The organism is Pseudoalteromonas sp. NH0006-26, assembly GCF_057552415.1.
Genome location: NZ_BAAJMJ010000006.1, coordinates 222190 through 247848 on the forward strand (window position 1 = coordinate 222190; position 25659 = coordinate 247848).

General features: G+C 40.6%; 26 protein-coding genes. 16 read left to right on the forward strand and 10 right to left on the reverse strand.

Features of this window, described 5'->3' with window-relative positions; genetic code table 11:
* The first annotated feature begins 77 nt into the window (after window positions 1–77).
* The 4 genes from AC27JR_RS11385 (at window position 78) to AC27JR_RS11400 (ending at window position 4670) form a co-directional block, all read left to right on the forward strand.
* Entirely contained in the window at window positions 78–1508 is a 1431-nt protein-coding gene (locus AC27JR_RS11385; RefSeq protein WP_487173649.1) for an amidohydrolase family protein, read from the forward strand.
* A gap of 88 nt (window positions 1509–1596) precedes the next feature.
* On the forward strand, window positions 1597–2457 hold the full coding sequence (locus AC27JR_RS11390) for a carboxylate/amino acid/amine transporter (RefSeq protein WP_487173650.1): 861 nt from the start codon (window positions 1597–1599) through the stop codon (window positions 2455–2457).
* 53 nt (window positions 2458–2510) lie between these two features.
* On the forward strand, window positions 2511–3836 hold the full coding sequence (locus AC27JR_RS11395; RefSeq protein WP_487173651.1) for a glycerophosphodiester phosphodiesterase family protein: 1326 nt from the start codon (window positions 2511–2513) through the stop codon (window positions 3834–3836).
* Window positions 3837–3920: 84 nt separating this feature from the next.
* On the forward strand, window positions 3921–4670 hold the full coding sequence (locus AC27JR_RS11400; protein ID WP_008108782.1) for a dienelactone hydrolase family protein: 750 nt from the start codon (window positions 3921–3923) through the stop codon (window positions 4668–4670).
* On the opposite strand, the gene AC27JR_RS11405 is transcribed toward AC27JR_RS11400, so the two are convergent.
* Window positions 4650–5570 (reverse strand): LysR family transcriptional regulator, encoded by a 921-nt coding sequence (locus tag AC27JR_RS11405; RefSeq protein ID WP_487173652.1) that lies wholly within the window; start codon window positions 5568–5570, stop codon window positions 4650–4652. The genes AC27JR_RS11400 and AC27JR_RS11405 overlap by 21 nt on opposite strands.
* Before the next feature lie 147 nt (window positions 5571–5717).
* On the opposite strand from AC27JR_RS11405, the gene AC27JR_RS11410 reads away from it, so the two are divergent.
* The 4 genes from AC27JR_RS11410 to AC27JR_RS11425 all read left to right on the forward strand — a co-directional run bounded on the left by AC27JR_RS11410 (window position 5718) and on the right by AC27JR_RS11425 (window position 9447).
* On the forward strand, window positions 5718–6401 hold the full coding sequence (locus tag AC27JR_RS11410) for a type 1 glutamine amidotransferase domain-containing protein (protein ID WP_008464673.1): 684 nt from the start codon (window positions 5718–5720) through the stop codon (window positions 6399–6401).
* A gap of 113 nt (window positions 6402–6514) precedes the next feature.
* The gene (locus AC27JR_RS11415; RefSeq protein WP_076918926.1) at window positions 6515–7120 is read left to right on the forward strand and encodes a rhomboid family intramembrane serine protease; all 606 of its coding nucleotides are present in this window, start codon (window positions 6515–6517) and stop codon (window positions 7118–7120) included.
* Between the two features lie 17 nt (window positions 7121–7137).
* Window positions 7138–7980: a glutathione-dependent disulfide-bond oxidoreductase gene (gene yghU, locus AC27JR_RS11420; RefSeq protein WP_008108789.1), complete on the forward strand. Its 843-nt coding sequence runs from the start codon at window positions 7138–7140 to the stop codon at window positions 7978–7980.
* A 165-nt stretch (window positions 7981–8145) separates the two neighbouring features.
* A complete protein-coding gene (locus AC27JR_RS11425; RefSeq protein WP_487173654.1) occupies window positions 8146–9447 on the forward strand; it encodes an MFS transporter in 1302 nt (433 codons plus the stop codon).
* A gap of 41 nt (window positions 9448–9488) precedes the next feature.
* On the opposite strand, the gene AC27JR_RS11430 is transcribed toward AC27JR_RS11425, so the two are convergent.
* A complete protein-coding gene (locus AC27JR_RS11430; RefSeq protein WP_487173655.1) occupies window positions 9489–10097 on the reverse strand; it encodes a flavin reductase family protein in 609 nt (202 codons plus the stop codon).
* A 105-nt stretch (window positions 10098–10202) separates the two neighbouring features.
* Here AC27JR_RS11430 and AC27JR_RS11435 point away from each other — a divergent pair, with 105 nt between their 5' ends.
* From AC27JR_RS11435 to AC27JR_RS11450, 4 genes are all read left to right on the forward strand, one after another.
* Complete coding sequence (locus tag AC27JR_RS11435; protein ID WP_487173656.1) at window positions 10203–11711, forward strand: cryptochrome/deoxyribodipyrimidine photo-lyase family protein; 1509 nt, start codon at window positions 10203–10205, stop codon at window positions 11709–11711.
* Between the two features lie 2 nt (window positions 11712–11713).
* Complete coding sequence (locus AC27JR_RS11440) at window positions 11714–11848, forward strand: DUF2256 domain-containing protein (protein ID WP_008108799.1); 135 nt, start codon at window positions 11714–11716, stop codon at window positions 11846–11848.
* 124 nt (window positions 11849–11972) lie between these two features.
* On the forward strand, window positions 11973–12401 hold the full coding sequence (locus tag AC27JR_RS11445) for an OsmC family protein (RefSeq protein WP_008108801.1): 429 nt from the start codon (window positions 11973–11975) through the stop codon (window positions 12399–12401).
* A 202-nt stretch (window positions 12402–12603) separates the two neighbouring features.
* A complete protein-coding gene (locus AC27JR_RS11450) occupies window positions 12604–13365 on the forward strand; it encodes an EAL domain-containing protein (RefSeq protein WP_487173657.1) in 762 nt (253 codons plus the stop codon).
* 68 nt (window positions 13366–13433) lie between these two features.
* Here AC27JR_RS11450 and AC27JR_RS11455 read toward each other — a convergent pair whose 3' ends face one another.
* Window positions 13434–14921, reverse strand: coding sequence for a dipeptidase (locus AC27JR_RS11455; RefSeq protein ID WP_487173658.1), 1488 nt, complete (start codon window positions 14919–14921; stop codon window positions 13434–13436).
* 162 nt (window positions 14922–15083) lie between these two features.
* Here AC27JR_RS11455 and AC27JR_RS11460 point away from each other — a divergent pair, with 162 nt between their 5' ends.
* Window positions 15084–15266 (forward strand): DUF2986 domain-containing protein, encoded by a 183-nt coding sequence (locus AC27JR_RS11460; RefSeq protein WP_055011686.1) that lies wholly within the window; start codon window positions 15084–15086, stop codon window positions 15264–15266.
* A gap of 3 nt (window positions 15267–15269) precedes the next feature.
* Here AC27JR_RS11460 and AC27JR_RS11465 read toward each other — a convergent pair whose 3' ends face one another.
* Window positions 15270–16250, reverse strand: a complete 981-nt coding sequence (locus AC27JR_RS11465; RefSeq protein WP_076918921.1) for a TDT family transporter — start codon at window positions 16248–16250, stop codon at window positions 15270–15272.
* Between the two features lie 108 nt (window positions 16251–16358).
* Here AC27JR_RS11465 and AC27JR_RS11470 point away from each other — a divergent pair, with 108 nt between their 5' ends.
* A complete protein-coding gene (locus AC27JR_RS11470; RefSeq protein ID WP_487173659.1) occupies window positions 16359–17240 on the forward strand; it encodes a LysR family transcriptional regulator in 882 nt (293 codons plus the stop codon).
* Window positions 17241–17318: 78 nt separating this feature from the next.
* Here AC27JR_RS11470 and AC27JR_RS11475 read toward each other — a convergent pair whose 3' ends face one another.
* From AC27JR_RS11475 to AC27JR_RS11485, 3 genes are all read right to left on the reverse strand, one after another.
* The gene (locus AC27JR_RS11475) at window positions 17319–19445 is read right to left on the reverse strand and encodes a TonB-dependent receptor plug domain-containing protein (protein WP_487173660.1); all 2127 of its coding nucleotides are present in this window, start codon (window positions 19443–19445) and stop codon (window positions 17319–17321) included.
* Between the two features lie 88 nt (window positions 19446–19533).
* Window positions 19534–19731 (reverse strand): helix-turn-helix transcriptional regulator, encoded by a 198-nt coding sequence (locus AC27JR_RS11480; RefSeq protein ID WP_008108814.1) that lies wholly within the window; start codon window positions 19729–19731, stop codon window positions 19534–19536.
* Window positions 19728–20150: a hypothetical protein gene (locus tag AC27JR_RS11485; RefSeq protein ID WP_010391213.1), complete on the reverse strand. Its 423-nt coding sequence runs from the start codon at window positions 20148–20150 to the stop codon at window positions 19728–19730. Before AC27JR_RS11485 ends, AC27JR_RS11480 begins: the two co-directional genes overlap by 4 nt.
* A 341-nt stretch (window positions 20151–20491) precedes the next feature.
* On the opposite strand from AC27JR_RS11485, the gene AC27JR_RS11490 reads away from it, so the two are divergent.
* A complete protein-coding gene (locus AC27JR_RS11490; protein WP_487173662.1) occupies window positions 20492–21697 on the forward strand; it encodes an MFS transporter in 1206 nt (401 codons plus the stop codon).
* A gap of 54 nt (window positions 21698–21751) precedes the next feature.
* On the opposite strand, the gene AC27JR_RS11495 is transcribed toward AC27JR_RS11490, so the two are convergent.
* A complete protein-coding gene (locus AC27JR_RS11495) occupies window positions 21752–22798 on the reverse strand; it encodes an NAD(P)-dependent alcohol dehydrogenase (RefSeq protein ID WP_350608243.1) in 1047 nt (348 codons plus the stop codon).
* 117 nt (window positions 22799–22915) lie between these two features.
* Window positions 22916–23629, reverse strand: a complete 714-nt coding sequence (locus tag AC27JR_RS11500; RefSeq protein WP_487173663.1) for a DUF1499 domain-containing protein — start codon at window positions 23627–23629, stop codon at window positions 22916–22918.
* 191 nt (window positions 23630–23820) lie between these two features.
* Between AC27JR_RS11500 and AC27JR_RS11505 the strand changes: the two genes are divergently transcribed.
* The gene (locus AC27JR_RS11505) at window positions 23821–24042 is read left to right on the forward strand and encodes a hypothetical protein (protein WP_008108632.1); all 222 of its coding nucleotides are present in this window, start codon (window positions 23821–23823) and stop codon (window positions 24040–24042) included.
* Here the strand turns inward: AC27JR_RS11505 and AC27JR_RS11510 are convergent.
* Window positions 24039–25604 carry a sensor domain-containing diguanylate cyclase gene (locus tag AC27JR_RS11510; protein WP_487173664.1) on the reverse strand — a complete coding sequence of 522 codons (1566 nt, stop codon included), beginning with the start codon at window positions 25602–25604 and terminating at the stop codon, window positions 24039–24041. The genes AC27JR_RS11505 and AC27JR_RS11510 overlap by 4 nt on opposite strands.
* Between the last annotated feature and the right edge of the window lie 55 nt (window positions 25605–25659).

Here is a 25659-nt window from a genome sequence, read left to right on the forward strand (position 1 = left end):
TACAACACACTTAAACTCAAACTTACTCACAACCTAGCTTGCCCATGTTAACCTTAATAAAAAATTAAGGTGCCTTTATGAAATACACTCTCCTACTCCCATTCTCATTGTTACTAAGTACATTGAGTTTTGCTAATGAAAAACAACATGTCGACCTACTCATTCATCATGCCAATGTGGTTGATATTAAAAATGCAGTGGTGATCCCCAATCAAACTATTGCTATTACCGATGCTAAAATTATTGCCCGTGGCGATGACGCTATTAAGTTAAATTACCATGCCACTACACAAATAGATGCTCAAGGGCGCTTTGTTATGCCAGGCCTTTGGGATATGCATGTACACTTTGGCGGTGGCGACGCATTAATTGAAGAAAACAAACAATTGCTGCCTTTATATTTAGCCTACGGCGTTACTACAGTGCGTGATGCGGCTGCCGATTTAAGCCCCTCGGTTTTAAGCTGGCGTGAGCAAATAACTAAAGGTGAGCTAATAGGTCCCACTATTTATACCTCAGGACCAAAACTAGAGGGTAAAGACTCTATTTGGCCAGGCGATCTTGAGGTTGAAACAACCCAAGAAATGCATGCAGCTATTGATAAACTAGATGCGATGAATGTCGACTTTGTTAAAATTACTGATAGCGCATTAACTCCAGAACTTTATTTACAAGCAGTAAAAGAAGTTAAAAAGCGTGGTTACAAAATATCAGGTCATATTCCGTTTTCTTTATCCGTTACTGATGTATCTAGCGCAGGTTTAGACGCAATAGAGCATATGACTTATTTACTCAAGGCGGCAGCTAAAAACGAAGATGATATTTCAGCTAAAGTAAAAGCGGGTGAACTGAGCTATCGCAGCGCCTTACCCGTTGTGATGGATAACATAGATAAAGACACCGCAATGAAAAAGTACCGTCTTTTAGCCAAAAATAACACTGCAGTTGTACCAACCTTAATTGGCGGCCAAGTTACCGCTTATATTGACGAAGATAGCCACCAGCAAGATGAGTTTTTAAATTACTTAGGTAAAGGTTTAAAAAACACCTACCAGTGGCGTGTTGATCGCGCAAATAAAGATACCCCCGCACAAATAAAAGCGCGCAAACAACGCTTTGTTCAAACCGCTCAACTGCTACCTTGGGCACAAGAGGCGGGTGTGCCTATTATTGCGGGCACCGATGCAGGCTTTTTAAATTCTTATATTTACCCTGGGCTGTCGCTTCATCAAGAGCTGGCTATTTTTAGTGACTATGGCCTTACCCCCCAACAAATACTACACAGTGCGACCCAAGCAGGGCCAACTTTTTTAGATAAAGCACAACAGTTTGGTTCTTTAGAGGTTGGTAAAGTGGCCGATATTATTATTTTAGATAGCAATCCATTAATCAACGTGCGTAATACCCAATCATTACAAGGGGTGATCAGCCACAATCGCTATTACGATAAAGCCGCATTGGAAAACCTTAAAGCACAAGCCAAGCAATTCGTTAGCTCACAACAGTAAATCAACTAATGGGCTTAGCTTGCTGAGCCCTCCCTTTCATACCCGTTGTGGTATACACTCGCATTTTTAGTTTGGAGCAAACAACACTATGGGCTATTTATTTGCCGTTACTTTACTTTGGGCCTTTTCGTTTAGTTTAATTGGTGTGTATTTAGCAGGCCAAGTTGATGCGTGGTTCAGTGTGTTAATCCGTGTGGCTTTAGCTACCTTAGTGTTTTTGCCGTTTTTAAAGAAAACCCCTCTCCCCCTTGCGTGCAAACTGATGCTAATAGGTGCACTGCAGCTAGGGATTATGTACGGCTTTTATTACCACTCATTTTTATTTTTAACCGTACCAGAAGTGCTGTTATTTACTGTAATGACGCCGCTTTACATTACGCTTTTAAACGATGCATTGAATAAACAGTTCAACTGGCAATTTTTTATTGTTGCCTTTATTGCCGTGTTAGGGGCTATTACCATTCGGTATGAAAACCTAACCAACGACTTTCTACTTGGCTTATTATTAGTTCAAGGCGCTAATATTAGTTTTGCAACAGGGCAAGTAAGCTACAAGCGTTTAATGGTTAATCAAAAACTGGATGACAAAACCGTATTTGGCTGGTTTTTTATTGGTGCGCTTGTTATAGCCAGCGCTTGCTATGCGCTGTTTGGCAATACCGAGAAGTTACCTACCAGCTCAACGCAATGGGGCATTCTTATTTACTTAGGTATTGTAGCCTCAGGTTTGGGCTACTTTATGTGGAATAAAGGCGCAACACTGGTTAATGTAGGCGCTTTGGCGGTGATGAATAACCTGCTTATTCCTGCCGGTATTATTGTTAATGTACTTATTTGGAATCGAGATGCCGACATAGCCCGATTAACAATCGGTGCTGCTATTATGTTACTAGCATTAGTGGTCAATCGACTGCTAGCAAAGCGAAAAGTTAATCCCGCTGTCGTTTAATTGTCACTGTTTAGGGTTAAGGTAGGGGCTACTTTTATTTTTAAGGACAAATAATGAAGCGACTCCCCCTATTCACTGCCTGTATATTGCTAACTGCACTTACTGGCTGCAATGATGATGTTGAAATAGTCGAAAAAGAAGTGGTTGTTACCAACACTAACGTTGAAATTGTTGAAGTTCCTACCCCGGTTATTGTTGAAGTGGCGCATGGCACTAATATTCAACTAGGTACTCGCCCCGACTACTTAATTGACGATATGGCTGACGGCGCACTAAAAACAAAATTAGCATCGTGCAAAGACGGTGCTTTTTATCGTACTGACTTTTCAATCGGCCATCGTGGTGCCCCCATGCAATACCCAGAGCACACAAAAGAGTCTTACATAGCGGCTGCTCGTATGGGCGCCGGTATCGTCGAATGCGATGTCACCTTTACTAATGACAAAGAGCTGGTATGTCGCCATTCACAATGCGATTTACATACCACCACTAATATTTTAGCTATTCCAGAACTTGCCGCTAAATGCAGTGTGCCCTTTACACCAGCAAACTCTAACAGTGGCACGCCTGCTTCTGCTAAATGTTGTACCAGTGACATTAGCCTGGCGGAATTTTTAACCCTTGAAGGTAAAATGGATGGTGCTAATCCTCAAGCAAGCAGCGTTGCTGAATATTTACAAGGCACCCCAAACTGGCGCACTGACTTATATGCAAGTAGCGGCACGTTAATGACCCACAAACAAAGTATTGCGCTATTTAAACAGCTAGGGGTAAAAATGACGCCAGAGCTTAAATCGCCTCAAGTGAGAATGCCTTTTGATGGTATGACACAACAGCAATACGCGCAAAAAATGCTAGATGAATACACGCAAATGGACGTACCCGCTGAGCGGGTTTTTCCGCAATCGTTTAATTTAGATGACGTAAAATATTGGATTAACACCAACCCCGCGTTTGCAACGCAAAGCGTCTATTTAGATGGCCGAGATAGCGATGCAGGGTTTGATCCTAATAACGCCGATACATGGCAACCTAGTATGGCTTCGCTTTTTAATGACGGTGTTAAAATTATTGCTCCACCCATTTGGATGCTATTAACCATAGATAATGAAAGTAATATTGTGCCATCGCAGTACGCTATTGATGCTAAAGCTGCTGGGCTTAATATTATTGCATGGAGTCTTGAACGATCTGGGCCGCTAAATAACGGTGGCGGTTACTATTACCAATCAATTAGTGATGTTATAGATAACGATGGTGACATGATGGCCGTGGTTGATGTGCTTGCAAAAGAGGTTGGTGTAATCGGTATATTTTCTGACTGGCCAGCTACAGTTAGCTATTACGCCAGCTGCAATAAAATGCCTGCCGCTATTTAAGCACAGTTTAGGTTAGTTAATTTGTAGTAAAATTCGTTTATTTTACCGCGCTCAGCTATTATATTCATTTTACTGAGCGCTTTTATGATCATTCAACACCATAACGCTGACTTACCAACGCCTACAGGGTTAATGCGAACTACCATTTACCGCCCACAAACATCGGGGCAATACCCTGCCATTATTTTTTATTCTGAAATTTTTCAGCAAACGGCACCCATTGCCCGTAGTGCAGCTATTTTAGCCAGTCATGGATTTATCGTACTTGTGCCAGAAGTATTTCATGAGCTTAACCCAATTGGGACAGTGCTTGCTTATGATGACGAAGGCAAAGATAAGGGTAATAGCGATAAATGGGCTAAACCTTTAGAGCATCATGATAGCGATACGCAAAGCCTTATCGACTTTGTAAAACGCCAAAGTTATTGTTCAGGAAATGTTGGGGCTATGGGAGTGTGTATTGGTGGGCATTTAGCTTACAGAGCCGCATTAAACCCACTTATAAAAGCTGCATTTTGTTTATACGCCACCGATATACACAGTAATACACTGCCCGCACAACCCGGAAATAACTCGTTTGAACGCATGGCCGATATACTCGGTGAAATTCATTTTATTTGGGGTAAACAAGATCCCCATGTTCCACAAGATGGCCGAGACAAAATATACCAGCAAGCTGTTCGTACTGGTATAAATTACCAATGGCAAGAAGTTAACGCGCAACATGCCTTTATGCGTGATGAAGGCGAGCGATACGATGCAGCTCTCGCTATTGCAATGTATCAACAGGCTGTTGCCTTATTTAACCGAGCGCTAGCCCTTACGCATACCTAATGCCGTATGCTGTTTTACAAAGTACGCTTTTAAATAATCAATAAACAAACGCAACTTTTTAGATCCCGTCGCCCCTGGCGGGAAAACCCCATACAACTCAATGTCTTTGCTTTTGTAGTCGTCCATTATAATTTGCAGCAAACCCGCTTGTACTTTTGGCCATGCATCGTATAGCGGTATACGCCCTATGCCATGTCCTGCCTCCACAAATGCAGTCCGTGCTGCGGCATTATTAGTACTGAGGGATCCTTGCATGGTAATGTCGACTTTTTTACCGTCTTTTTGCAAGGTCAAGGTTTTGCTCCCTAGCTGATAAACCACCCACTGGTGCTTTGCTAATTCATCGGGCGTAGTAGGCTTGCCATAATGCGCAAAATAATTAGGCGCACCACAAATACAGGTACTCATAGTGGTTAACTTAGTTGCCTGTAAGTTCGAATCGCGCAGTGCAACCCCTCTAATTGCAAAATCAAACCCGTGTTTAATAATATCCACCACATCATCAGTTAGCTGTAAATCTATATCAATTTTGGAGTATTGGCGCTTAAAGGTATTAATTGCAGGCACTATTAATTGCATCCCCACATTAACCGGACAACTAATTTTTAATAATCCTTGGGGCTCACTTTTTATATTTTCTATTTGTTGATTAGCAGCATTGGCTTGCTCGGTAATAACGCGGCAGCGCTCATAGTAAGCCATACCGGCTTCAGTAAGCGCCATAGTGCGTGTTGAGCGGTTAAGCAAGGTTACTTCAAGTTGCGTTTCTAGCTTTTTTAAATGATAACTGGCTACTGCCCGCGTTAACCCTAGCTGCTTTGCCGCTGCAGTTAAACTGCCCTGCTCAACTATTTGTGCAAACACCACCATACTTTTTAATTGTTCAAACGAAACTTTCATCACTGCATCCTAATTGTAGCCTTAGCTCATTGTATCAATTATTAAATCAATAAAGTTGAATTTATCATCGTTGTTTAAGGTTGGGTTAGTGCATATAGTAATTGCTAAGCAAAGATTACAATTTTAAATCATCAGAAGGAAAAAATAATGGCTAAGAAAATACTAATGGTACTTACTTCACACGCTGATTTAGGCAACACCGGTGAAAAAACAGGTTTTTGGGTAGAAGAGTTCGCCGCCCCTTATTATGCATTTGTTGATGCTGGCGCAGAAATCACTCTAGCTTCACCAAACGGTGGCCAACCACCAATCGACCCAACCAGTACATTAGCCGACTTCCAGACTGATGCTACCAAGCGTTACGACAACGACAGTGCAGCGCAAGCATTAATGGCAAACACAAAAGTGCTAAGTGAAGTGAATGCTTCTGATTTTGATGCGGTATTTTACCCAGGTGGCCACGGCCCATTATGGGATTTAGTAGATAACACGGATTCAATCTCGCTCATCGAAGATTTTGTAAAATTACAAAAGCCAGTGGCAGCTGTGTGTCATGCCAGTGCCGCATTTTTAAATACAAAAGATGCTGATGGCAATGCATTGGTTGCGGGTAAAAAAGTTACCGGCTTTAGTAACACTGAAGAAGCCGCTGTACAATTAACAGATGTAGTTCCATTTTTAGTCGAAGACGAGCTGATTAAAAAAGGTGGTGACTATCAAAAAACTGACGACTGGGGCGTTCTTGCGCTTGAAGACGGTTTAGTGATCACTGGTCAAAACCCAGCAAGCTCTGAGCTAGCAGCTAAAAAACTACTTACCAAGCTTGGTTAATTACGATTAATCAGCATAAAAAGCACAGTTTAATCGCTGTGCTTTTTAATTTGCTTTTCATTACTCACCACTATTCCTATACTGGCCACTCTTACTATAAATAAGGGCACCGTATGCAAAATAAACCATCCACCTTATCGTTACTCAGCAGCACCCGCTTTGCCATTATAAGCATTGTAACTATTTGTTTTGTGTTGCAACTAATTAATAGCCTGCCAGGCATTAGTTTAAATGGTTTAGGTATTTACCCTCGCAGCATTCAAGGGCTGATTGGGATTCTTTGCGCTCCCTTTTTACACGGTAGCTGGTGGCATTTTGCGAGTAATATGCTGCCCTTTATTGTTTTAAGCTGGTTAATTTGCCAATACAGTGTAAAGCGTTTTTATAGCGTATTTTTATTCACCGCATTAGTTGGTGGATTACTGGTATGGATGTTTGCCCGTGGCAATATTCATGTCGGCTTAAGTGGCGTTATTTATGGATTATGGGGCTTTATTTTATGCTATGGCATTGTAAGACGTTCTTTTAAATCTATTTTTATAGCCGTGGTGGTGGCCTTTTTATACAGTGGCTTTATTTGGGGTGTGTTTCCACAGCGGTTGCATATCTCGTTTGAAAGCCATCTGTTCGGCGCATTAAGTGGATTCTTTTTAGGGTATAAATTAGCAAAAGCAGATAAATTAAAAGCAACAACGGGCAAAGCAAATACGCACGTTTAAACGATTAGAGGCTATTTATGAGTGATAACAACGACTACACCCCAGCAAAAGTATGGACATGGGACAATGAAAGTGGCGGTAAATTTGCAAACATTAACCGCCCAATTGCAGGAGCAACCCACGATAAAACATTGCCCATTGGTAAACATCCATTTCAGCTTTACTCATTAGCGACCCCCAACGGGCAAAAAGTCAGTATTATGTTTGAAGAGCTGTTAGAGCTTGGTATTACTGAGGCTGAGTACGACGCTTATTTAATTAATATTGGTGAAGGCGATCAGTTTGGCTCTGATTTTGTTGATATAAACCCAAACTCAAAAATACCTGCGTTGATGGATCATTCTACAACGCCACCGACTCCTGTGTTTGAATCTGGCGCTATTTTACAATACCTTGGCGAGAAGTTTGATGCGCTTATTCCTAATGACTTTCAAGCTAAAACACAATGTCGTAACTGGTTATTTTGGCAAATGGGATCGGCGCCTTATTTAGGCGGTGGTTTTGGTCATTTTTACAGTTATGCACCAACCAAAATGCAATACCCGATTGACCGTTTCACCATGGAAACTAAACGTCAGTTAGATGTGCTTAACCGCCATTTAAGTGACAACGAATACATGGCAGGCAGTGAATATTCCATTGCCGACATTGCCATATGGCCTTGGTATGGCTCACTGGTATTAGGCGACTTATACGACGCCGCCGAGTTTTTAGATGTCGGATCTTATACCCATGTGGTTCGTTGGGCTAAGCAAATAGCAGCGCGTCCAGGTGTAAAACGAGGTCGTCGCGTTAACCGTACGTGGGGAGCAGAAGAGGATCAACTCGCAGAGCGCCACAGTGCTCGTGATTTTGAATAAGGCTCCAGTTTAGTACAAATAAAAAAATCAGCGCTTAGCTGATTTTTTTGTGAATTAACCTTTGTTTTTAGCAGGTAACATGACTTTGTAATCCCAAAAGTAGAAAAGTTAAGCATATCATCTTAATATATCTAAATATTTACACTGATAGCGTAGTTATTAATTGTGAAAAAACTGACAAAAGAACAAATCTATAAACGTTTAAACAATGAAGAAGACGCCCGAGCCTGCAAGGCCATCGACGACAATGCCTGTCAGGAAGTACCCGGTAATTTTATTATTTTACTCATTAGCCAGCTTTTTAGTAAATTTGCCGATGCACTGCTTAATCCAAAAATCACCCTGCCCTGGTTAATGCAAAGCTTAAATGTACCCGCGAGTTTTATTGCTTGGTTAGTGCCAATCAGAGAATCGGGCTCGTTACTGCCCCAACTTGCTATTGCAAACGTTATTCGCAAACTCCCCGTTCGTAAATGGGTATGGGTAATAGGTGCAGTGATGCAAGCAGGATGCATTTTAGCCATGGTTGCGGTTGCGTTTATCCTCAAGGGCGCACAAGCAGGTTATGCCATTATTGGCTTATTAATTTTATTTAGCCTTGCTAGGGGGTTTAACTCTGTAGCTGCAAAAGATGTGCTGGGCAAAGTTATTCCTAAACAGCAACGCGGTAATATTAGCGGGCTTGCTGCAAGCATTGCCGGTTTTGCCACCTTAACGTTTGGCCTCATGATGTGGTTTTTTTCACAGCAAAAAGATCAAGACATTGTGATCATCGCTTTACTACTGGGTGCATTAATGTGGTTGATTGCCGCGTTTTTTTATGCACAAATTAACGAATATAGTGGCGCTACCGAAGGAGCGAATAATGGCCTATTGCACGCGTTTTCAAAGTTAAAAATTTTATACCAAGACAAACAGTTTGCCCATTTTGTTATTACACGTGCCTTACTGCTTTGTTCAGCATTGAGCGCTCCTTTTTATATTATTTTAGCCAGTAAACAGTCGTTTGAATTTTCTTTACTTGCCACCTTTATTGCAGTTTCCGGCTTTGCAAGCCTAGTCTCAGCGCCAATTTGGGGGCGCTTAAGCGACTTATCTAGCCAGCGAGTTTTAGTGCTTAGCGCTATTTTAGTCACATTTAATGGCTTAGCCGTATTTGTTATTGCGACTTGGTATGGCGAGCTGCTACTGAACTGGTGGGCTATGCCTATTTTGTACTTTTTACTCTCAGTTGCGCACCAAGGCGTGCGCTTAGGACGCAAAACGTACCTCGTCGATATGGCAGAGGGTAACAAACGCACCGATTATGTGTCGGTTAGTAATACCGTTATTGGGGTTTTATTACTGATGTTAGGCAGCATTGGCTTATTAGAATCGTTTTTATCAACCGCAGAGCTTATTTTGCTCTACAGTGGATTAGGATTTTTGGGTGCAATTAGTGCGCTGTTTTTACCAAAAACAGAGTAAATAGCGCCCTATTTAACCTGCTGTAATTAAAACGCTCACCGTTAAAGTTGTGGGCGTTTTAATACAAACTTATCGTTAGTGGTGCTAAAGTAATCGCCGCCCATTTTACCTACTGTATCTAAACGTGTCGGATCTATATAACCATTTACCAACGTGGCGTCATCGACAAAAATTCCCACTACATCTAAGAGCATCATTTTGCCACCGCTTGGCTCATCTGAAATAGTGATCACCTCTCGAAGCTTACATTCATAACGTACTTTTGAAGCTGCAACACTTGGCGGATTAACTAGCTGGCTTGAGACTGACTGTATGTTGGCCTTATCAAACTCACTGACATTATTTGGGTAGTTAGCACAGCTTTGATTCATTTGCTCTACTAAGGCATGGCTAACAGTATTAACAACACATTCTTTGGTGGCCAGTAAATTTGTCAGTGTATCTTTATTGGCTTTATCGCTGGGGTTAACTTGAGTCACACTTAGCACTGCAGGCTGACAACTTGCTACGGTAAAAAAAGAGTAAGGTGCAATATTAGTTACCCCCTCACTACTTAGGGTGCTTATCCATGCAATCGGTCGTGGGCTAATGCCGCCAACTAAGTAGCTATACACAGAGCGGCTGCTGTTTTGCATTAAATCTAAAAACATTGTTTCTCACTTTTAACTTAAAAACTAAACCCTAACACCTAGGCAATACGTACTTATAAGCTAAGTCTTAATTTACATTACACTGCTAGCAAATAATTTAATTACATGCGCCAAAAAATAAATATTGTCTGGTTTAAACGCGATTTACGCTTAAGCGATCATCAACCGCTTAAAAATGCGTTTAGCAACGGACTTCCAACATTATTGCTGTATAACTTTGAGCCGCTGTTACTCGAAGATGCTCATTATAACGAGCGACATTGGCGCTTTGTGTATCAGTCACTATGTGATTTAAACCAACAACTTGCTCGCTTTAATAGCTGCGTGTACCTATTTAAACAAAATATGCAGGGCCTGCTTGAAGAGCTGCACACCCAGTTTGAAATAATTAATCTCTTTAGTCACCAAGAAATCGGCTTAAATAATACATTTGAGCGCGATAAAGCGATTAAAGCATGGTGCCAACATAATCAGATTAACTGGCACCAATCACCAACGGGGGCTGTCATTCGCGGTAAAAAAAATCGCAATAATTGGAATGAATACTGGCAACAAACAATGCAAGCGCCAATTGCCATTCCAGATTGGAAGCACATTAAAACAGTGACACTCACACACTACCAATCGCCAAAATTACCAAGTAGTTACACAGCTGACGATGACAACTTTCAACATGGAGGGCCACGACTTGCCCGCGACGTTATGCACAGTTTTTTTGCCGAGCGCGGTAAAGGCTATCAAAAAGGGATCTCCAGCCCAAGCTTGAGCCGCACGCATTGTTCTAGACTTTCGCCCTATTTAGCCTGGGGCAATATTAGCCTTAGGCAGGTGTATCAAATGGCGATAGAAGCATACCATTCCACCCATCCCGATAAAAAAGGCTGGAAGCGCCCGCTTGGTGCTTTTATATCTCGCCTTCATTGGCATTGCCATTTTATGCAAAAGTTTGAAAGCGAATGCAGCATGGAATTTAAAGCCTTAAATCCGGGTTACCATGCATTTCCGTATCGTGATGACGCTCAGGTAACTAGCGATATTGAACGCTGGGCACAGGGGCAAACCGGTATTCCTATTATTGATGCCTGCATGCGCTGTTTAAAAGCCACCGGTTATATTAACTTTAGAATGCGCGCTATGTTAGTTAGTTTTGTAACCCATCATTTAAACATCAGTTGGCAGCAAGCAAGCTTTCCGCTGGCTAACTACTTTTTAGACTTTGAGCCAGGTATTCATTATCCGCAAATTCAAATGCAGGCATCGGTTACTGGCATTAATACCATTCGCCATTACAACCCCATTAAGCAATCTGAAGATCAAGACCCAACTGGCGCATTTATAAAAAAATGGTGCCCCGAACTTGAAAAGCTCCCCATTGAATATTTACATCAACCTTGGGAACAAACTCCCATGGAAGCATTATTTAATGACTTTAAACTTGGTGAAGATTACCCAGAGCCGATGCTTGATTTAACTCAAGCATCTAAAGAGGCACGTGAGCGATTATGGCAATACCGAGAGCGTAGCGAGGTTAAACGTGCTATTCATGCCATACTAAAAAAACATGTAGCCATCACTCCCTCGGTACGTAAAACCAAAAAGCAATCAGGCAAATAACTATGGCACATAAAAAACTAACCCTACCTGAAAAAATATGCCCTGTGTGCAACAAACCTTTTGCATGGAGAAAAAAATGGCAACGAGACTGGGATAACGTTATTTATTGTTCACAGCGATGTAAACGTAGCAAATAGAGATTGGCGTTTATCTTGCAACCTCCGTGTTAATGCTTACATTTTTCAGCAATTATCGGATTAATTTACATACAACCGATATCAATGCTGAAAAATTTACATTAATCGCAACAAGGAGAACATGATGACAATCAAAAAAACGGCAAGCTCAAATTGGTCTGGCGATATTAAAAGTGGTAAAGGCACTATTTCAACTCAAAGCGGCGCACTTGATAACCAGCCGTATGGGTTTAATACCCGCTTTGAAGATAAACCCGGCTCTAACCCAGAGGAGTTAGTTGGTGCAGCCCACAGTGCTTGCTTTAGCATGGCGTTATCGCTGGCGTTAGGAGATGCGGGTTATACTGCTGACGATATAAACACCAAAGCGACTGTAAGCTTAGATGAAGTAGACGATGGCTTTGCAGTGAGTGAAATTGAATTAGTGGTGAATGCAAAAGTTGCTGATATTTCAAATGAGCAATTTCAAACCCTGTGTGAAGACACTAAAAAAGGCTGCCCTATCTCTAAATTACTCAATACCAGCATAAAACTAACCGCAACACTTAACTAATTTTGCAAACCTACTATACTTTTAGCGTAGCAATAAGGTTATATAAGCATAACCTTATTGCTGATTTTTCATGAGTTGAATAAAAACTTAATTATGAGTTACATTAATGTTAGCTAATATAATTATGTAAAATCTCAATACTTTGTTAGGATTACCAAAACTTAACCACCTTTTAGTGTGGGTTAATAAAAAAGGTGGATGAATGAACGAAAAATCACAAAGTTGCGAAAAAGTATCTTGTAGCAACTGCGCTGATTCTAGCGAGCTAGACTTTGACTTTACCATGGCATTTCAGCCTATTATAAGTTGTAAAAGTAACACTATTTATGGGTATGAGGCTTTAGTTCGTGGTTTAAACAACGAGTCGGCTTTCTCTATTATTTCCCAAGTAAACGACAACAATCGCTATACCTTTGATCAACTGTGTAGAATAAAAGCCATTGCGCTTGCCTCTAAGCTAGGCATAAACACCATGCTAAGCATTAACTTTTTACCCAACGCTATTTATAAGCCTGAGCGCTGTATTCGTACCACCCTAGAAGCGGCTAAAAAGTACAACTTCCCTACAACTAATATTATGTTTGAATTTACTGAAGTTGAAAAAATAGAGGATAGCAGCCACGTTGAACGAGTTGTAAGCTACTACCAAGAGCTGGGCTTTAAAACAGCCACCGATGACTTTGGCTCAGGCTACTCTGGATTAAACTTACTAGCTGATTTTCAAACAGATATTATTAAACTCGATATGGCACTTATACGCAATATCGACAAAGATACAAAACGCCAAACTATTGTGCGTAACTGCTTAAATATGTTTAAAGAGCTAAACGTAATGGCACTGGCTGAGGGCATTGAAACAGTTGAAGAATATCACTGGTTAAAAAATGCCGGTATTGATTTAATGCAAGGCTACTTGTTTGCCAAACCGGGCTTTGAGTGCTTACCAGACGTTAATTTTCAATAACATTTAGTTGTTATAAAAAAACCGCCACAAAGGCGGTTTTTTTCGTATTTGCTATGCAATAACCCAAATTACATATTACCTAGCTCTATCATCATTGCGGTGTACATACGTAAATTAAGTGCTAGTTGCTCAAGCGTAATAAATTCATGCTCTGAGTGACCTGTGTAGCGTTTACCCGGCATTGATGGGCCAAACGATACGGCATTATCAAATAATTTAGCGTTGGTACCACCACCAATCGACACAAAACCTGCGTCTTGATCGCCAGTAAAATGTTTAAAAATATCAAGTAACTTCTGCGCATGAGGCGCTCCATCAAGCAGCATGGGTGTGCCAATGGTAGTTTTAACATTTGCCAATGTTACTTTATTATCAGCTTGCCATTGGGTAAGCGCACTATTAATTTGCTGCTCAAGTAAGTCAGCCTCTTTACCCATAGGGCGACGAGCATTAACCGCTAACGTTAGGTTATTACCGTCTCGTTCAATAACCGTGGGCGCTACTGTCATTGGCCCCATAAAGTCATGTTTATACGCAATATCACCAAATTGTTTACCGTATATATCTAGGCCTATTAGCTGATTTACAAACTTAATAAGCTGCCCATCGCTGTTGTTTTCAAGCTCGACGGCTTTAAATAGTTCAGCCAAATAAGCAATGGCGTTAACGCCTGATTCTGGTTCAGATGAATGTGCCGATACCCCTTTTACACTAATTAAAGTTCCATCTATTTGTTCGTCAAAGGTAAATTCTACTTGCTTAAGAGCCGTGGCGGTTTGTTTTAATTGAGTCACTAATTCAGCACTGGCGTTATGCAAGGTTAAGCTGGCATCTTCAGGAATTTGGCTCGCAAAGGCACCACCCGTAACATTACTTACATACACACCGGTTTGCGCTGATGTAGCTGCAAACGTAGGCGAAATTAAGCTCCAGCCTTTTTCAGCAACTACCACGGGATATGAGGCATCAATGGTGACCGCATACTTTGGTTGCTCATAAGTTTTCATAAATTCGGTTAAAGGCCCCCAATCAGACTCCTCCGCTAGGTAAACCATCAGCTCAATGCGGTTATCAAGGGTTATACCTTTATCTTTTATGGCTTTCATCGCATATAAAGCGGTGGCAATAGCGCCTTTATCGTCTTCGGTACCTCGGCCAATTAATTTACCCGGCTCTGAGGTATCAATAATAAATGGGCTTTGCTTCCATTTACTGGCGTTTGCGGGTTGTACATCGCCGTGAGTCACTATGGTTACTTTTTCTTTTTGCTCACCCATACCTATGAGTACCGTATAACCTAAATCTTGGTAGTCAAAGCCAAGTTCAGCGGCTTTCATTTTTAATAACGCTTTAAAGCTAATAAAATCAGGATTTTGTGGCGCACTGATCTCACTTTTATTCACCGTAGGAAACGATACTAAATTAGTAAGCGTATGCACCTGTGCATTTTGGTAGCTATTAACTGCGTAATCGGCCACGCTTTCACTGTGTTTATTTAATTGTGCATGAGCGCTAAATGCACATAAGGCAATACTTGCTAAAGCGAGCTTGTTCAAAACAGATTCCATTTAATTAACAATAAAGAGCTCTAATTATAACCTCCTTGCAAAGTGACAAACAGCGCTTTGCGGCAAACCCACAAGCAAAGCTTATAATTTGTCTAACAGCTTTGAACAAGATGCCTGTATAATGCGCAGCTCAAAATTACGAGGTGAATCATGAATCGCAGAAAAAAGATCATTACAAAATTTAATAACAAAGATAAGCGTGCTAATGCCAAGCTACATAAAAGCAACAAACCGGCTTATGTTTCAAAAGCAGAGCGCGCAAAGCTTGCTGAGCAAGATGCCGAACAAGCAATTGAGCACGAGGCTAACGAGGTAGTGCAAACAAGCGTTTAATCGTTATTGTGATAGGGTAAGAGGCTTAAATTGAGTGTTAAAAAGCTTAAAGTGAGCCAAATAACGAACCGCCACATAGCAAACTACCCCACTTGCCACAATCAGTTCAAACGTTGCTAAATACTGTATTTGTTTAACAAACTGCAAATCAATACCCTCTGCATGCATCCATGCGGCAAGTTTAAATAACGCGGTAGCACCAATGACCATAGGAAAAGTAAACGCAGCGTAACCTGGGCAAAATGGACGGCGCAGTAATTTAAAAAATGCGACGTAAATTATAAAGGTCATCAGTACCGCAATTCCAAATAACAAGCCAATAATAACCGGTGACGGCTCGCTGATAACTGTAAAGTAACCAGCTAACGATAAACTTGCTGGCGCCGCTAAAATAGCCAGTGTAGGTTGTGCAGCATCAGGAATGTGCGCAGCAAAAATGATCCGGTAAATCATCATAGGCAACATAACTGCATACATCAGCATGCCAAAATAAAGCGCCCCTTGTGCTAAAAATAGCAGAGCCGGATTCCCTGAAAACGCGACATCGGCAACAATGATCCCAACCGGCGGTACAAACCAGCTTGGCACCATATGCTCAATTTTAAATTCAATCACGCGATGAGCAATAAAGCTGATTAAAAACACCACATGCAATAAAAATGCACCAACCCAAAGCATATCTCCCGCAAGGGAGTAAAACTGCCCTAAAGAATTAGACACCACTAAAGTAGCCATAGCAAAAGTAGGCACCACACTTCCCACAACCGGATGGGCTAAATCGGCTTTAAGCAGCTGAGGATGTAATAAAAACTTAAGTGTTAACAATAGCAATAATACGCTCGCAATAGCGGCACCGGCATATTGTGCTACGCCATTTAGGTTAAACATACTCTCCCAAGCCCAACCTAGGCTGGCAATACCTAATGCCAAACCGCCCATTGGTGTTGGTGCACCAGATACCTTTGTTTTTATATGTTTAAACATCTCTATTCCACCCTGTGGTTGTAACTTACAGAGAAGTTTACGCTTGCATTTTGTTAAGTTAAATCTAATTATATAGAACATAGGTTCAGGTAAACTAAACATAGCATAATGAATATTTCACTTAAGCAACTTAAAGTATTTGTAGGCATAACCCAGCACAGCACCCTTACAGCAGCGTCTGAGTCACTGTTTTTATCTAAAGCGGCGGTGAGTATGGCGCTTAGCGAACTTGAAAAGCAGTTAGGCCATCCATTATTTGATCGTGTAAATAATCGGTTATTATTAAATCAAGAAGGGCAAAAACTACTGCCCCTTGCTGATGAACTATTAAATCGGGCAAACACTATCGACACTTTGTTTTTAGACAACGCTCCTGCCAGCGGAACTTTAAAAATTGGTGCCAGCGATACGATTGGTAATCATGTATTACCTGCTTTGTTAAGCAACTTTAGAGCGCAGAAACAGCATTACTCGCAACAAATACTGATTTCCAATTCGACGCTTATTTGTCAAAAACTTATAGATTACGAGCTCGATATAGCACTTATTGAGGGCCAAGCCCATCAAAGCGATTTAGTCTCTAATGTGTTTAGCCATGACGCCATGTGTATTATTGCGCCAATAAACCACCCATTGGCTGCAAAAAAGCAACTTAGCTTTAACGACTTAAATAGTAGCCAATGGGTATTAAGAGAAACTGGATCCGGCTCGCGCTCTTTCTTTTTACATAGCCTTGCGCCACAAATTAAAAATTGGACGCAAAGCGTAGAGCTCAATACCACTGAAGCGCTTATAAACTGTGTAGCAAATGGCTTGGGTTTAGGATGTTTATCATCACTTGCCGCGCAATATGCCCTAAAAGATGGCCGTGTTACACAGCTTAATTTAAACCACCCCATGCAAAGGCAGTTTTGGCTAGTGATGCATAAAGACAAATACAAAAACCCGCTGTTAAAGCAGTTTATAGAATTTTGTCACAAGCAAACTTAAAAATTAATAGCAATAAACCGTCAGACTCGATTAACCTAAAATCGAATCTGACGGCTTATACTACCTTAATCTATCACCTTAAAACGCGTAACTCATGGCTAAATTTATTGAGCGCCCCTGCCCAGCTAATTGATTAAAGCCCTGCGACATATCTTGTTTAAACTCAGCAATACTTACGCCACCTAATGGTAATTCATAATATTCATCAAGCAGATTGGTAATATCAACACTCACGGTAAGTGCATCCCAACTTGCTTTTGAGCTTAAATTAAGTAAATGATACTGCTCAGTTTGGTTTTCTAGGCGGTTGCTATCTACGCGAGTTTTACTATCGACCCACTGCCACGTGAGTGCGTTTTCAAAGCGGCCAACTTGCTGGTTAATGGCAAATTGGGTTTGCAGCGGCTTAATTTGATAAAGCGGCTGATTAGTATCATCGCGCTTACCACGGGTGTTGCTAATATTCGCTTTTAACGACCAGCTACCATACTGCTTAGACTCATGCAGTGCTAAAACCGCATCTAGCTTTACACCATAAAGCCTGGCATCTACGTTATTAAACATAAGTACATTACGGGTATTGGCAGCAAGCGCTGTGCGGTTAAAGCTTCTTACTATGTTGGTATCAATATAGTTATTCACGTCGCTCACCCACGCGTTAGCACTTATACGCCAGCTGTCATCTTTTGCCATGCGGGTGTACGTGCTGCTAAGCGTGTGTGCGGTTTCTGGTTTAAGGTTTATATTACCAATATAGCCATTGCCATCGCCGTACCATCCAATCATAGTGGTGGCCATATTACCTACGCCCCAGCTGTAGCGTTCGTATAAATTAGGCGCACGATTTTTACGGGCTAAGCCAATTTGTAGTTCGTCGTTATTGCTTAGTTGATAATTAATCAGCACGTTTGCATCAACTAAATTATCTGTTTGTTTTTTGTTTTGGTTATTAAACTTTTTAGCCGCCATTGCATCACTTGGCATCGCCATGGCCATCGCATTCATTGCAGCCATGCCTGCATTATATGCTTGTACATCATCAGTGTTGGTCATTACACTTTCAAATCGAATACCTGCATTTAACCACCAGCGAGTATTTAGTTGGCTTTCATATTCAGCAAGCAAAGCAATACGCTGACGTCGGCCATTATTAATATTGTTATAGTCATTTGGTCCCATCATCATTGAGCCTTCAACTGCAGGCCACCAGTCATCTAATTTCATGTGGTGATACTCTTGCGCGAGTAGTAACTGGCTGTTGTTATCAAGCGCTAGTCGCCATTTTAACTGGGTGCTTATATCTTCGGCGTCGGTTTTCATTGGCATTTTTCCGGTTTTTTCTGCGCTAAAAAAACCCATTTCATGCTTTACGTTATGCCAATTTAACTGCGCTTCAAGCTCACTGTTTGTAAAAGTGCGCTTATACTGGGCCACAGCACCATAGCTGGTGTTATCTGTCATATCCATATATTGATTAGCAAAGCCTTGATAGGGTATTTTTTGATGACTTAGCTTAACCACTAATTGTTGCTTATCATCGCGCATGGCAGCACTTAAACTATGGTTTTGCGCGCGGTATAGGGTATCGAGCACTAAACCGCCGTTACCATCTTCATAACTGTTAGCATCGCTATAAGCACCTTGATAATTAAAACTGAGTACATCGCTGGCAATGCGCATACCTGCGCCGACCTTTTTGGCGTTATCAAGGGTGTTGTACTGGGCTGACACATAACCTGAATGCCATGCAAGTTCGCTGTTTTCACTGTACTGAGGTGAAACAGAATTAACAGCAATCACACCTGCAATATTATCGCCTCCCGCGCTTACTGGAGAAACACCTGCAACCACTTTGTAGCTACTAATTTGATTAGCTGAAATATAAGACAGTGGCGGGTTCATTTGGTTAGCACAGGCGGCGGTGATTTGCGCCCCATCAACCAGTACCGCCACTCTATCCCCCATTAAACCATTTAAAACAGGTAAATTGGCCATGCCACCGGCGGCTGAAAAGTCCACTCCTAAATCGGTTAATAGCGATTCAGATGAGCCTAATGATAGGTGTTTATTTTGTGCTTGGCCGTGCACTTCAATCACTTCAATTGAGGTGTCATCTGCAAAAGCAACTGGCGATAATACGCTACTTATAACAAGCGCTAAAGGGGATAATAAATAAGAGGTTAAAGAATTTTTTTTATCAGTCATTATTGATTTACCACAAAATTTTTGTGGGTAAATTATACGTGCTGTAGCAATCTAAAAAGCGCGACATATTGTCGCACTTTGTTAATTTTTAACCCTGTTCGTCATCAAAAATATCTTCTATTTTTAACTCAAACAACCTTGCTGCCTTAAAGGCCAGTGGCAAGCTGGGATCAAACTTACCTTTTTCAATCGCATTAATAGTTTGGCGAGAAACATCTAGCAGCTCGGCCAACCTTGCTTGGGTGTAGTTATGCTCGGCTCTTAATACCTTTAATCGGTTTTTCATTCATCACCTGCACAATAGTGTTTGTTAAGTACATACACGCTAATTAAATACACTGCTCCCATTAAAAACATTAAATCGGGTATCTGTGCTTTAAAATCAATTAAGCCACTCAATTGCAAATTAGTGTACGCAAGCCCACCTACCAATATTGCACCTAGGGTAAACCCCATGGCACTGAGATGTATTTTTTGCATCAGCTCATCCATCCCCTGTAAGTAACGTTTGTTAGCCAAAATCATTACAATGCCGGCTATTACATTTACAACTATAAAAAAGCCGCTAATTATCTCGGCGCGATCCCAAATTAATGTCGGGCCAAAGCTACATAACGCTAAGGTGAGTAACCAAATCAAGGTACATTTAACCAAGTAGCTAGTATTTTTAATTTGGCGTTGTTTTAAATTTAATTCTGTTTTCATTGCTTTAATCCTGTTTCAAAAGTAATGTTTACTTTACAAATGTCATTCATACCATACAAAAAGTCAAGCTAGCATTACATTTTAATCTAATATATCTTGCTTTTAATGAGCGAGTGGCTTGCAAGGCCATATAAACCAGCCTTTCGTTTGCTTAAGTTAAATTTTATTCATCTTAAACTATGGTTTAGACCATGACGGGAGGAGGCTTTTAATTTAAAATGCCAGTCTCTTTATTCCTCATTCCCATATTCAATTTTAAATAAACGTGTGTGTTGTATTTTTTAAACGTACAGGCGTTTTGTTTGTTATTAAATTTTATTCAATACCTTCAAGGATTTTACATGGCCGTTGATACTACATCGCCGTCGAGTCAGCCCAATAGAGCCGCTATTTTAGTTGTACTTGCGCTAGGCACCTTTATTTTGGGTTTATCTGAATTTTCTATGATGCCTATGTTGCCATTAATTAGTGAAGCATTTGGTAGTACCCCATCACAAAGTGGTTATGCCATTAGTGCTTATGCTCTTGGAGTGGTTGTTGGCGCGCCTATTTTAATGTTGGCAACAGCAAACATGCGTAAACAAAAAGCGCTGTTACTATTTTTAAGTTTAATGTGTATTGCTAATAGCTTAAGCGCCTTAGCTAGCTCATTAGAGCAACTTGTACTGTTTCGGTTTTTAAGTGGTTTACCCCATGGCGCATATTTTGGCGCAGCCTTATTATTGGCCTCAGATATTGCGCCTGTTGGAAAGCGTGCTAGCTTTATGTCAAAAGTATTTATGGGGCTGACGGTCGCAACCATTGTAGGCGTACCCGTAGTAACCCTCGTTGGGCAAAACTTGAGCTGGCGCTATTGTTTAGCTGGGGCAGGTGTACTGGCGTTTATTGCCTTTATTTTTGTGTATAACGTGGTGCCTAATGTTAAAAACACCCATACCTCTAACTTACTCAACGAATTAGGGGTGCTAAAAAACAAATTGGTTTGGTCAATATTAGGGATTGTTATTATTGGCTTTGGTGGCGTATTTTGTATTTATACCTATGTGGCCGATACGATCTTAGAGGTCACTCAGAGCGCGCCCTATACAATTTCAATTGCTATGGTGATGTTTGGTATTGGCTCTACGCTCGGTAATTACGTGCTAGGTAAAGCTGCCGATAAATCAGCGATAAAAACCACCGGATTTACGCTTGCCTCTACCATTGTTTTTGCATTTGCATATGTAAGTGCCAGCTATAATATTTATCTGCTGTATGCGGTTATATTTTTTATTGGCTGCAGCTTAGGTCTATCAACCTTAGTGCAAACGCTATTAATGGATGTATCACCTAATGGTCACGCCATGATTGGGGCATTAGTGCAGTGTGCGTTTAATATTGCAAATGCTATTGGACCTTGGGTTGGCGGCATTGCTATTGCAAAAGGGACAGCGCCAAATCAAACAGGCTATGTTGCTGCGGCTTTATTTTTAGGTGGGCTGTTAATGTGGCTGCTTAGTTATATACAAATTAGCGGCAACAAAACTAAACAGGCACAGCCTTGTTAATAAAAACAAAAAGAGCCGCTAAGCGGCTCTTTTTACATTTTACTCTTTAGCGTATTAAACGCTAATAGATGACATATCAATAACAAAACGGTATCGCACATCAGAGCGTTCCATACGCTCATAAGCGGTATTAATTTCGTCTATGTTGATCATTTCACACTCTGGCAGTACGTTGTGCTCACCACAAAAATCAAGCATTTGCTGTGTTTCTGCAATGCCGCCAATTAACGAACCAGCCACTCGACGACGACCCATTAACAATGGCACTGTGTTTAGCTCATCAACAGGGCCTACTTGGCCAACAATCACTAACGTGCCATCAATATCAAGTAGCGGTGTATACAGTGATAGGTCGTGCTTTACCGGTATAGTATCAATGATCACATCAAACGCTGATTGTGCATTTTTCATTTCATCATCGTTGTTCGACACTAAATAGTGCTGTGCACCTAGCTCGATAGCATCTTCTTTTTTAGATTCAGTGCGGCCAATAACCGTAACCGTTGCACCCATTGCCACGGCATTTTTAACCGCCATATGGCCAAGCCCTCCAAGGCCGACAACTGCAACACGGCTGCCTTTTTTAACACCCCATTTATGCAGCGGTGAGTAAGTAGTAATGCCAGCACACAATAAAGGCGCCACGCGAGATAGCTCTAAATTTTTAGGTACTGAAAGCACAAATTCTTCACGCACCACTACATGCTTAGAGTAGCCACCTTGAGTCATTTCACCATTTATTCTGTCTTTGCCACTGTAAGTGCCAACCATGCCTTCACGACAAAATTGCTCTTCGTGATTATGACATTGGTCGCAGCTTTGACATGAGTCAACCATACAGCCTACAGCAACGGTATCGCCTTGCTGATATTTAGTAACATCGCTACCAACCGAAATTACTTTACCAACAATTTCGTGCCCTGGTACTAATGGGTATTTACTGCCACCCCAATCGTTTCGCACTGCGTGTAAGTCTGAATGACAGACACCACAATATAAAATCTCTATTGCTACATCGTTATTTCGTAAATCGCGGCGCTCAAAAGAAAACTCTGTAAGTTCAGAACCTTGGCTTTTTGCTGCATATCCGACTGTTTTCATAATAACTCCATAGTTTATTAAAATTTATAACTCACACAGTATGCATTATCAGCTCTGAACATGAACTGACGTAGCAACTGCAAAAAACCCAGCATAATGCTGGGCTATTTTTATCAATTACTGCACCACAACGGCGTTTAACTCGTCAATCAGAGCACTAATACGCTGGGCATTTTTGCCTAAATCACTTTTACCAATGCGAGATTTACTGCGTATGTCTACCACACGCTTACTGCCTTTGTCGTTAATACGCACTACAACATCATCTTTAAAGCCAAACCAGGTTGTGGTGTCTGTGGCTTCAACAATACCATTATTAACATCACTATTAACCAGTTCCCAACCAAGGTTTTCAATGGCTTTTGTTGTGGCTGCCACTAACTCTAGTTGCGTTTGGTTGTACTCGAGCGGTTTTAGCTCTGGATATGCTTTTCGTTGTTGCGCTGCAGTTTCTTCACCCGCGTAAGCAACAGGGTTGGGTGCATCAGCACGCAAAGGCACAACCGCAACAAACTCAGGTGGGTTAATTAAATCGGTAGAAATATCATGAATTGGCGGAACACTTTTTGCCGTATTCATCATGTTAAGCGGCATCGCAATAGCAACAGCTGCAAAAATAACCGTGATCACTGCACTGGCTAGGCTCACTGTTTTACGCATGAATAGCACTTGAACTAATAATAAGGCTAATGCTGCCCCACCAACATAAACACCTAATCTAAAACCAGCAAAAGCAGTGCCTAGTTCAACAATATTAAATTTATAAAGGGGTCCCGGTAGTACTACCATTAAAAAAGCGATAAGCCCAACTAAGGTCACTAAATGTTTCATTGCCTACTCCGTTATTGTTATATGGTTATTGTTTTTTAAACAGCTTTATACTGTTAACACTCCAATTTAGATTACTATGACCGATAAGTATCTATAAGGTCATAATTTATTGCTCTTTTAAAGTAGATAACTTGACTCCTTGGTAAAAATCAACAAACTACGGGGGTAAAATTATCAGGGTATTATTATTTATGAAAACAGAGATTAGTTACCGATTTGAGTCATCACAAGTGGCTAACCGCTTTTTACACGAATTAAAAGATTGGCCAGTCAATGACGTAAAAACACGCCTTTTCAATGGCGGCGACAGCGTTAAAGTAAGCTACGAATATGATGAAAGCGGATTTGATTATACCGTTGCCGAACTTGATGATTTAGCTGAGCAACACGGCGGACAAGAAGTATCGAGTTAAATCGACTTAAACCTAATCTGGTTACGTCCCTCTTTTTTTGCTTGATACAATAACTCATCTGCTGTTTTAATCACCGATTTAGGTTGTATATTTTGCTCAATTATACTGTTTGCATTGATACTCACGCAGCCAATACTAATAGTTAGCTGATTTTGTATATCAGAGCCAATATGATCAATATGTAAATCAATAATGGCGTTTAACAACAAGTTTGATACCTCAACACCTTGTTCATCACTGAGTCGATTAAATAAAAGAATAAACTCTTCGCCACCGTAACGAGCTGCCACCCCCTGATAAAGCAACGCTGTTTTATTTAAAACATAAGCCACTTTTTGCAGTGCGGCATCACCCGCTTGATGGCCATACACATCATTAAATTGTTTAAAGAAATCCACATCAACCAGTAATATCGTTAAAGTACTACATTCATTTTTTGCTTCGCTCCACTGCTGATCAAATATTTCATCAAATGCACGACGATTAAATAAATGAGTGAGCCCATCTATTTTACTAATTCTCTCAAGCTCTTTATTTTTTTCACTTATTTGCATAAACAAAGCGTTAAAACCTTTAATCAGAACTTGCAGCTCTAAAAACTGATTACTCATTCTTAATGGGCTTAACGTGTTACGAAGTAGCATTTTATTTAATGCCTCAGCTCCGCTTATTAAAGGACGAATAAAATAACGATTAATAATAAATAAGCCCAGCAACGAAATAAGCAAAAACATTAATAGTGTTAACAACAAATCACGGTCTAATAAAGTAGGTAGTTGTTGATGATAATGTTTAATATCTATCAGCATAAGTGGCTCATTATTAATGTCGAGTAACACTCTTCGCCTTTGAGTAGCAATTTTACCGCCTTGTAAGCTACCCGTTAATTTTTTTAGGTGCGTATCAAACTGTCCATCGGCTGGAATAGAGTGGGTAAGGTCAACCTGTGACACACTGGCAATTTTTTGTATAAACGATGGGCGTACTTTTCTTATAAAAACCATAGCGCCAATTTGTTCACCCGTGTTATTGGTTTTTCTGATCATATGAGATGCAAACATCACTGGTCCATATTGCGTTTTTAAAAAACCAGAATGTTGTAAGCTGTTATTTTGTGGGGTGATATAGTTGAGAGGTAAAATTGATTTATTTTTTTTGTGTGTTTGTAAGTTAAATTCAGGGGCATCAAAATCATTAACTTGTACATAATTATGTGTTTTAGAGTAAACCAAATTAAAGTTCATATCATAAATAAATACGCCATCAATTTTCAACGATTTAAAGGTATCATCAACAAAGTTTGAGCTAATGTAACGAGAGCCTAGCGTTTGTAAAAACTCATAACTATCGTCCCACACAGCGTAATCATAATTTAGCGTTTTTAAAAATACAAACTCACGGTCTAAGGCAATTTTTACGCTTAGTAACTCTCTGTTTTGGTAATCTTCAATACTTTGCTCAATGTTAGGTAAACTAAAAAAGTAGCGATAACCAACTAGTAAACCAGTGACCATGGTCATTAAAATTAATATGCTTGTTATTACAAAGTATCTAAGTGACATAAGCTCTGCATTTTAGTATTTTAGGTACAGCTGCATGTAAGCTTTAAGTTTAAAG

Excerpts from the sequence above, each read along its gene's own strand:
- AC27JR_RS11390 (WP_487173650.1), top strand. The coding sequence starts at position 1,597 with ATGGGCTATTTATTTGCCGTTACTTTACTTTGGGCCTTTTCGTTTAGT.
- yghU (WP_008108789.1), top strand. The coding sequence starts at position 7,138 with ATGAGTGATAACAACGACTACACCCCAGCAAAAGTATGGACATGGGAC.
- AC27JR_RS11505 (WP_008108632.1), top strand. The coding sequence starts at position 23,821 with ATGAAAACAGAGATTAGTTACCGATTTGAGTCATCACAAGTGGCTAAC.
- AC27JR_RS11465 (WP_076918921.1), bottom strand. The coding sequence starts at position 16,250 with ATGTTTAAACATATAAAAACAAAGGTATCTGGTGCACCAACACCAATG.
- AC27JR_RS11440 (WP_008108799.1), top strand. The coding sequence starts at position 11,714 with ATGGCACATAAAAAACTAACCCTACCTGAAAAAATATGCCCTGTGTGC.
- AC27JR_RS11430 (WP_487173655.1), bottom strand. The coding sequence starts at position 10,097 with ATGTTTTTAGATTTAATGCAAAACAGCAGCCGCTCTGTGTATAGCTAC.
- AC27JR_RS11435 (WP_487173656.1), top strand. The coding sequence starts at position 10,203 with ATGCGCCAAAAAATAAATATTGTCTGGTTTAAACGCGATTTACGCTTA.
- AC27JR_RS11385 (WP_487173649.1), top strand. The coding sequence starts at position 78 with ATGAAATACACTCTCCTACTCCCATTCTCATTGTTACTAAGTACATTG.
- AC27JR_RS11470 (WP_487173659.1), top strand. The coding sequence starts at position 16,359 with ATGAATATTTCACTTAAGCAACTTAAAGTATTTGTAGGCATAACCCAG.
- AC27JR_RS11415 (WP_076918926.1), top strand. The coding sequence starts at position 6,515 with ATGCAAAATAAACCATCCACCTTATCGTTACTCAGCAGCACCCGCTTT.
- AC27JR_RS11410 (WP_008464673.1), top strand. The coding sequence starts at position 5,718 with ATGGCTAAGAAAATACTAATGGTACTTACTTCACACGCTGATTTAGGC.
- AC27JR_RS11395 (WP_487173651.1), top strand. The coding sequence starts at position 2,511 with ATGAAGCGACTCCCCCTATTCACTGCCTGTATATTGCTAACTGCACTT.
- AC27JR_RS11485 (WP_010391213.1), bottom strand. The coding sequence starts at position 20,150 with ATGAAAACAGAATTAAATTTAAAACAACGCCAAATTAAAAATACTAGC.
- AC27JR_RS11475 (WP_487173660.1), bottom strand. The coding sequence starts at position 19,445 with ATGACTGATAAAAAAAATTCTTTAACCTCTTATTTATTATCCCCTTTA.
- AC27JR_RS11500 (WP_487173663.1), bottom strand. The coding sequence starts at position 23,629 with ATGAAACATTTAGTGACCTTAGTTGGGCTTATCGCTTTTTTAATGGTA.
- AC27JR_RS11480 (WP_008108814.1), bottom strand. The coding sequence starts at position 19,731 with ATGAAAAACCGATTAAAGGTATTAAGAGCCGAGCATAACTACACCCAA.
- AC27JR_RS11405 (WP_487173652.1), bottom strand. The coding sequence starts at position 5,570 with ATGAAAGTTTCGTTTGAACAATTAAAAAGTATGGTGGTGTTTGCACAA.
- AC27JR_RS11460 (WP_055011686.1), top strand. The coding sequence starts at position 15,084 with ATGAATCGCAGAAAAAAGATCATTACAAAATTTAATAACAAAGATAAG.
- AC27JR_RS11510 (WP_487173664.1), bottom strand. The coding sequence starts at position 25,604 with ATGTCACTTAGATACTTTGTAATAACAAGCATATTAATTTTAATGACC.
- AC27JR_RS11495 (WP_350608243.1), bottom strand. The coding sequence starts at position 22,798 with ATGAAAACAGTCGGATATGCAGCAAAAAGCCAAGGTTCTGAACTTACA.
- AC27JR_RS11445 (WP_008108801.1), top strand. The coding sequence starts at position 11,973 with ATGACAATCAAAAAAACGGCAAGCTCAAATTGGTCTGGCGATATTAAA.
- AC27JR_RS11450 (WP_487173657.1), top strand. The coding sequence starts at position 12,604 with ATGAACGAAAAATCACAAAGTTGCGAAAAAGTATCTTGTAGCAACTGC.
- AC27JR_RS11490 (WP_487173662.1), top strand. The coding sequence starts at position 20,492 with ATGGCCGTTGATACTACATCGCCGTCGAGTCAGCCCAATAGAGCCGCT.
- AC27JR_RS11400 (WP_008108782.1), top strand. The coding sequence starts at position 3,921 with ATGATCATTCAACACCATAACGCTGACTTACCAACGCCTACAGGGTTA.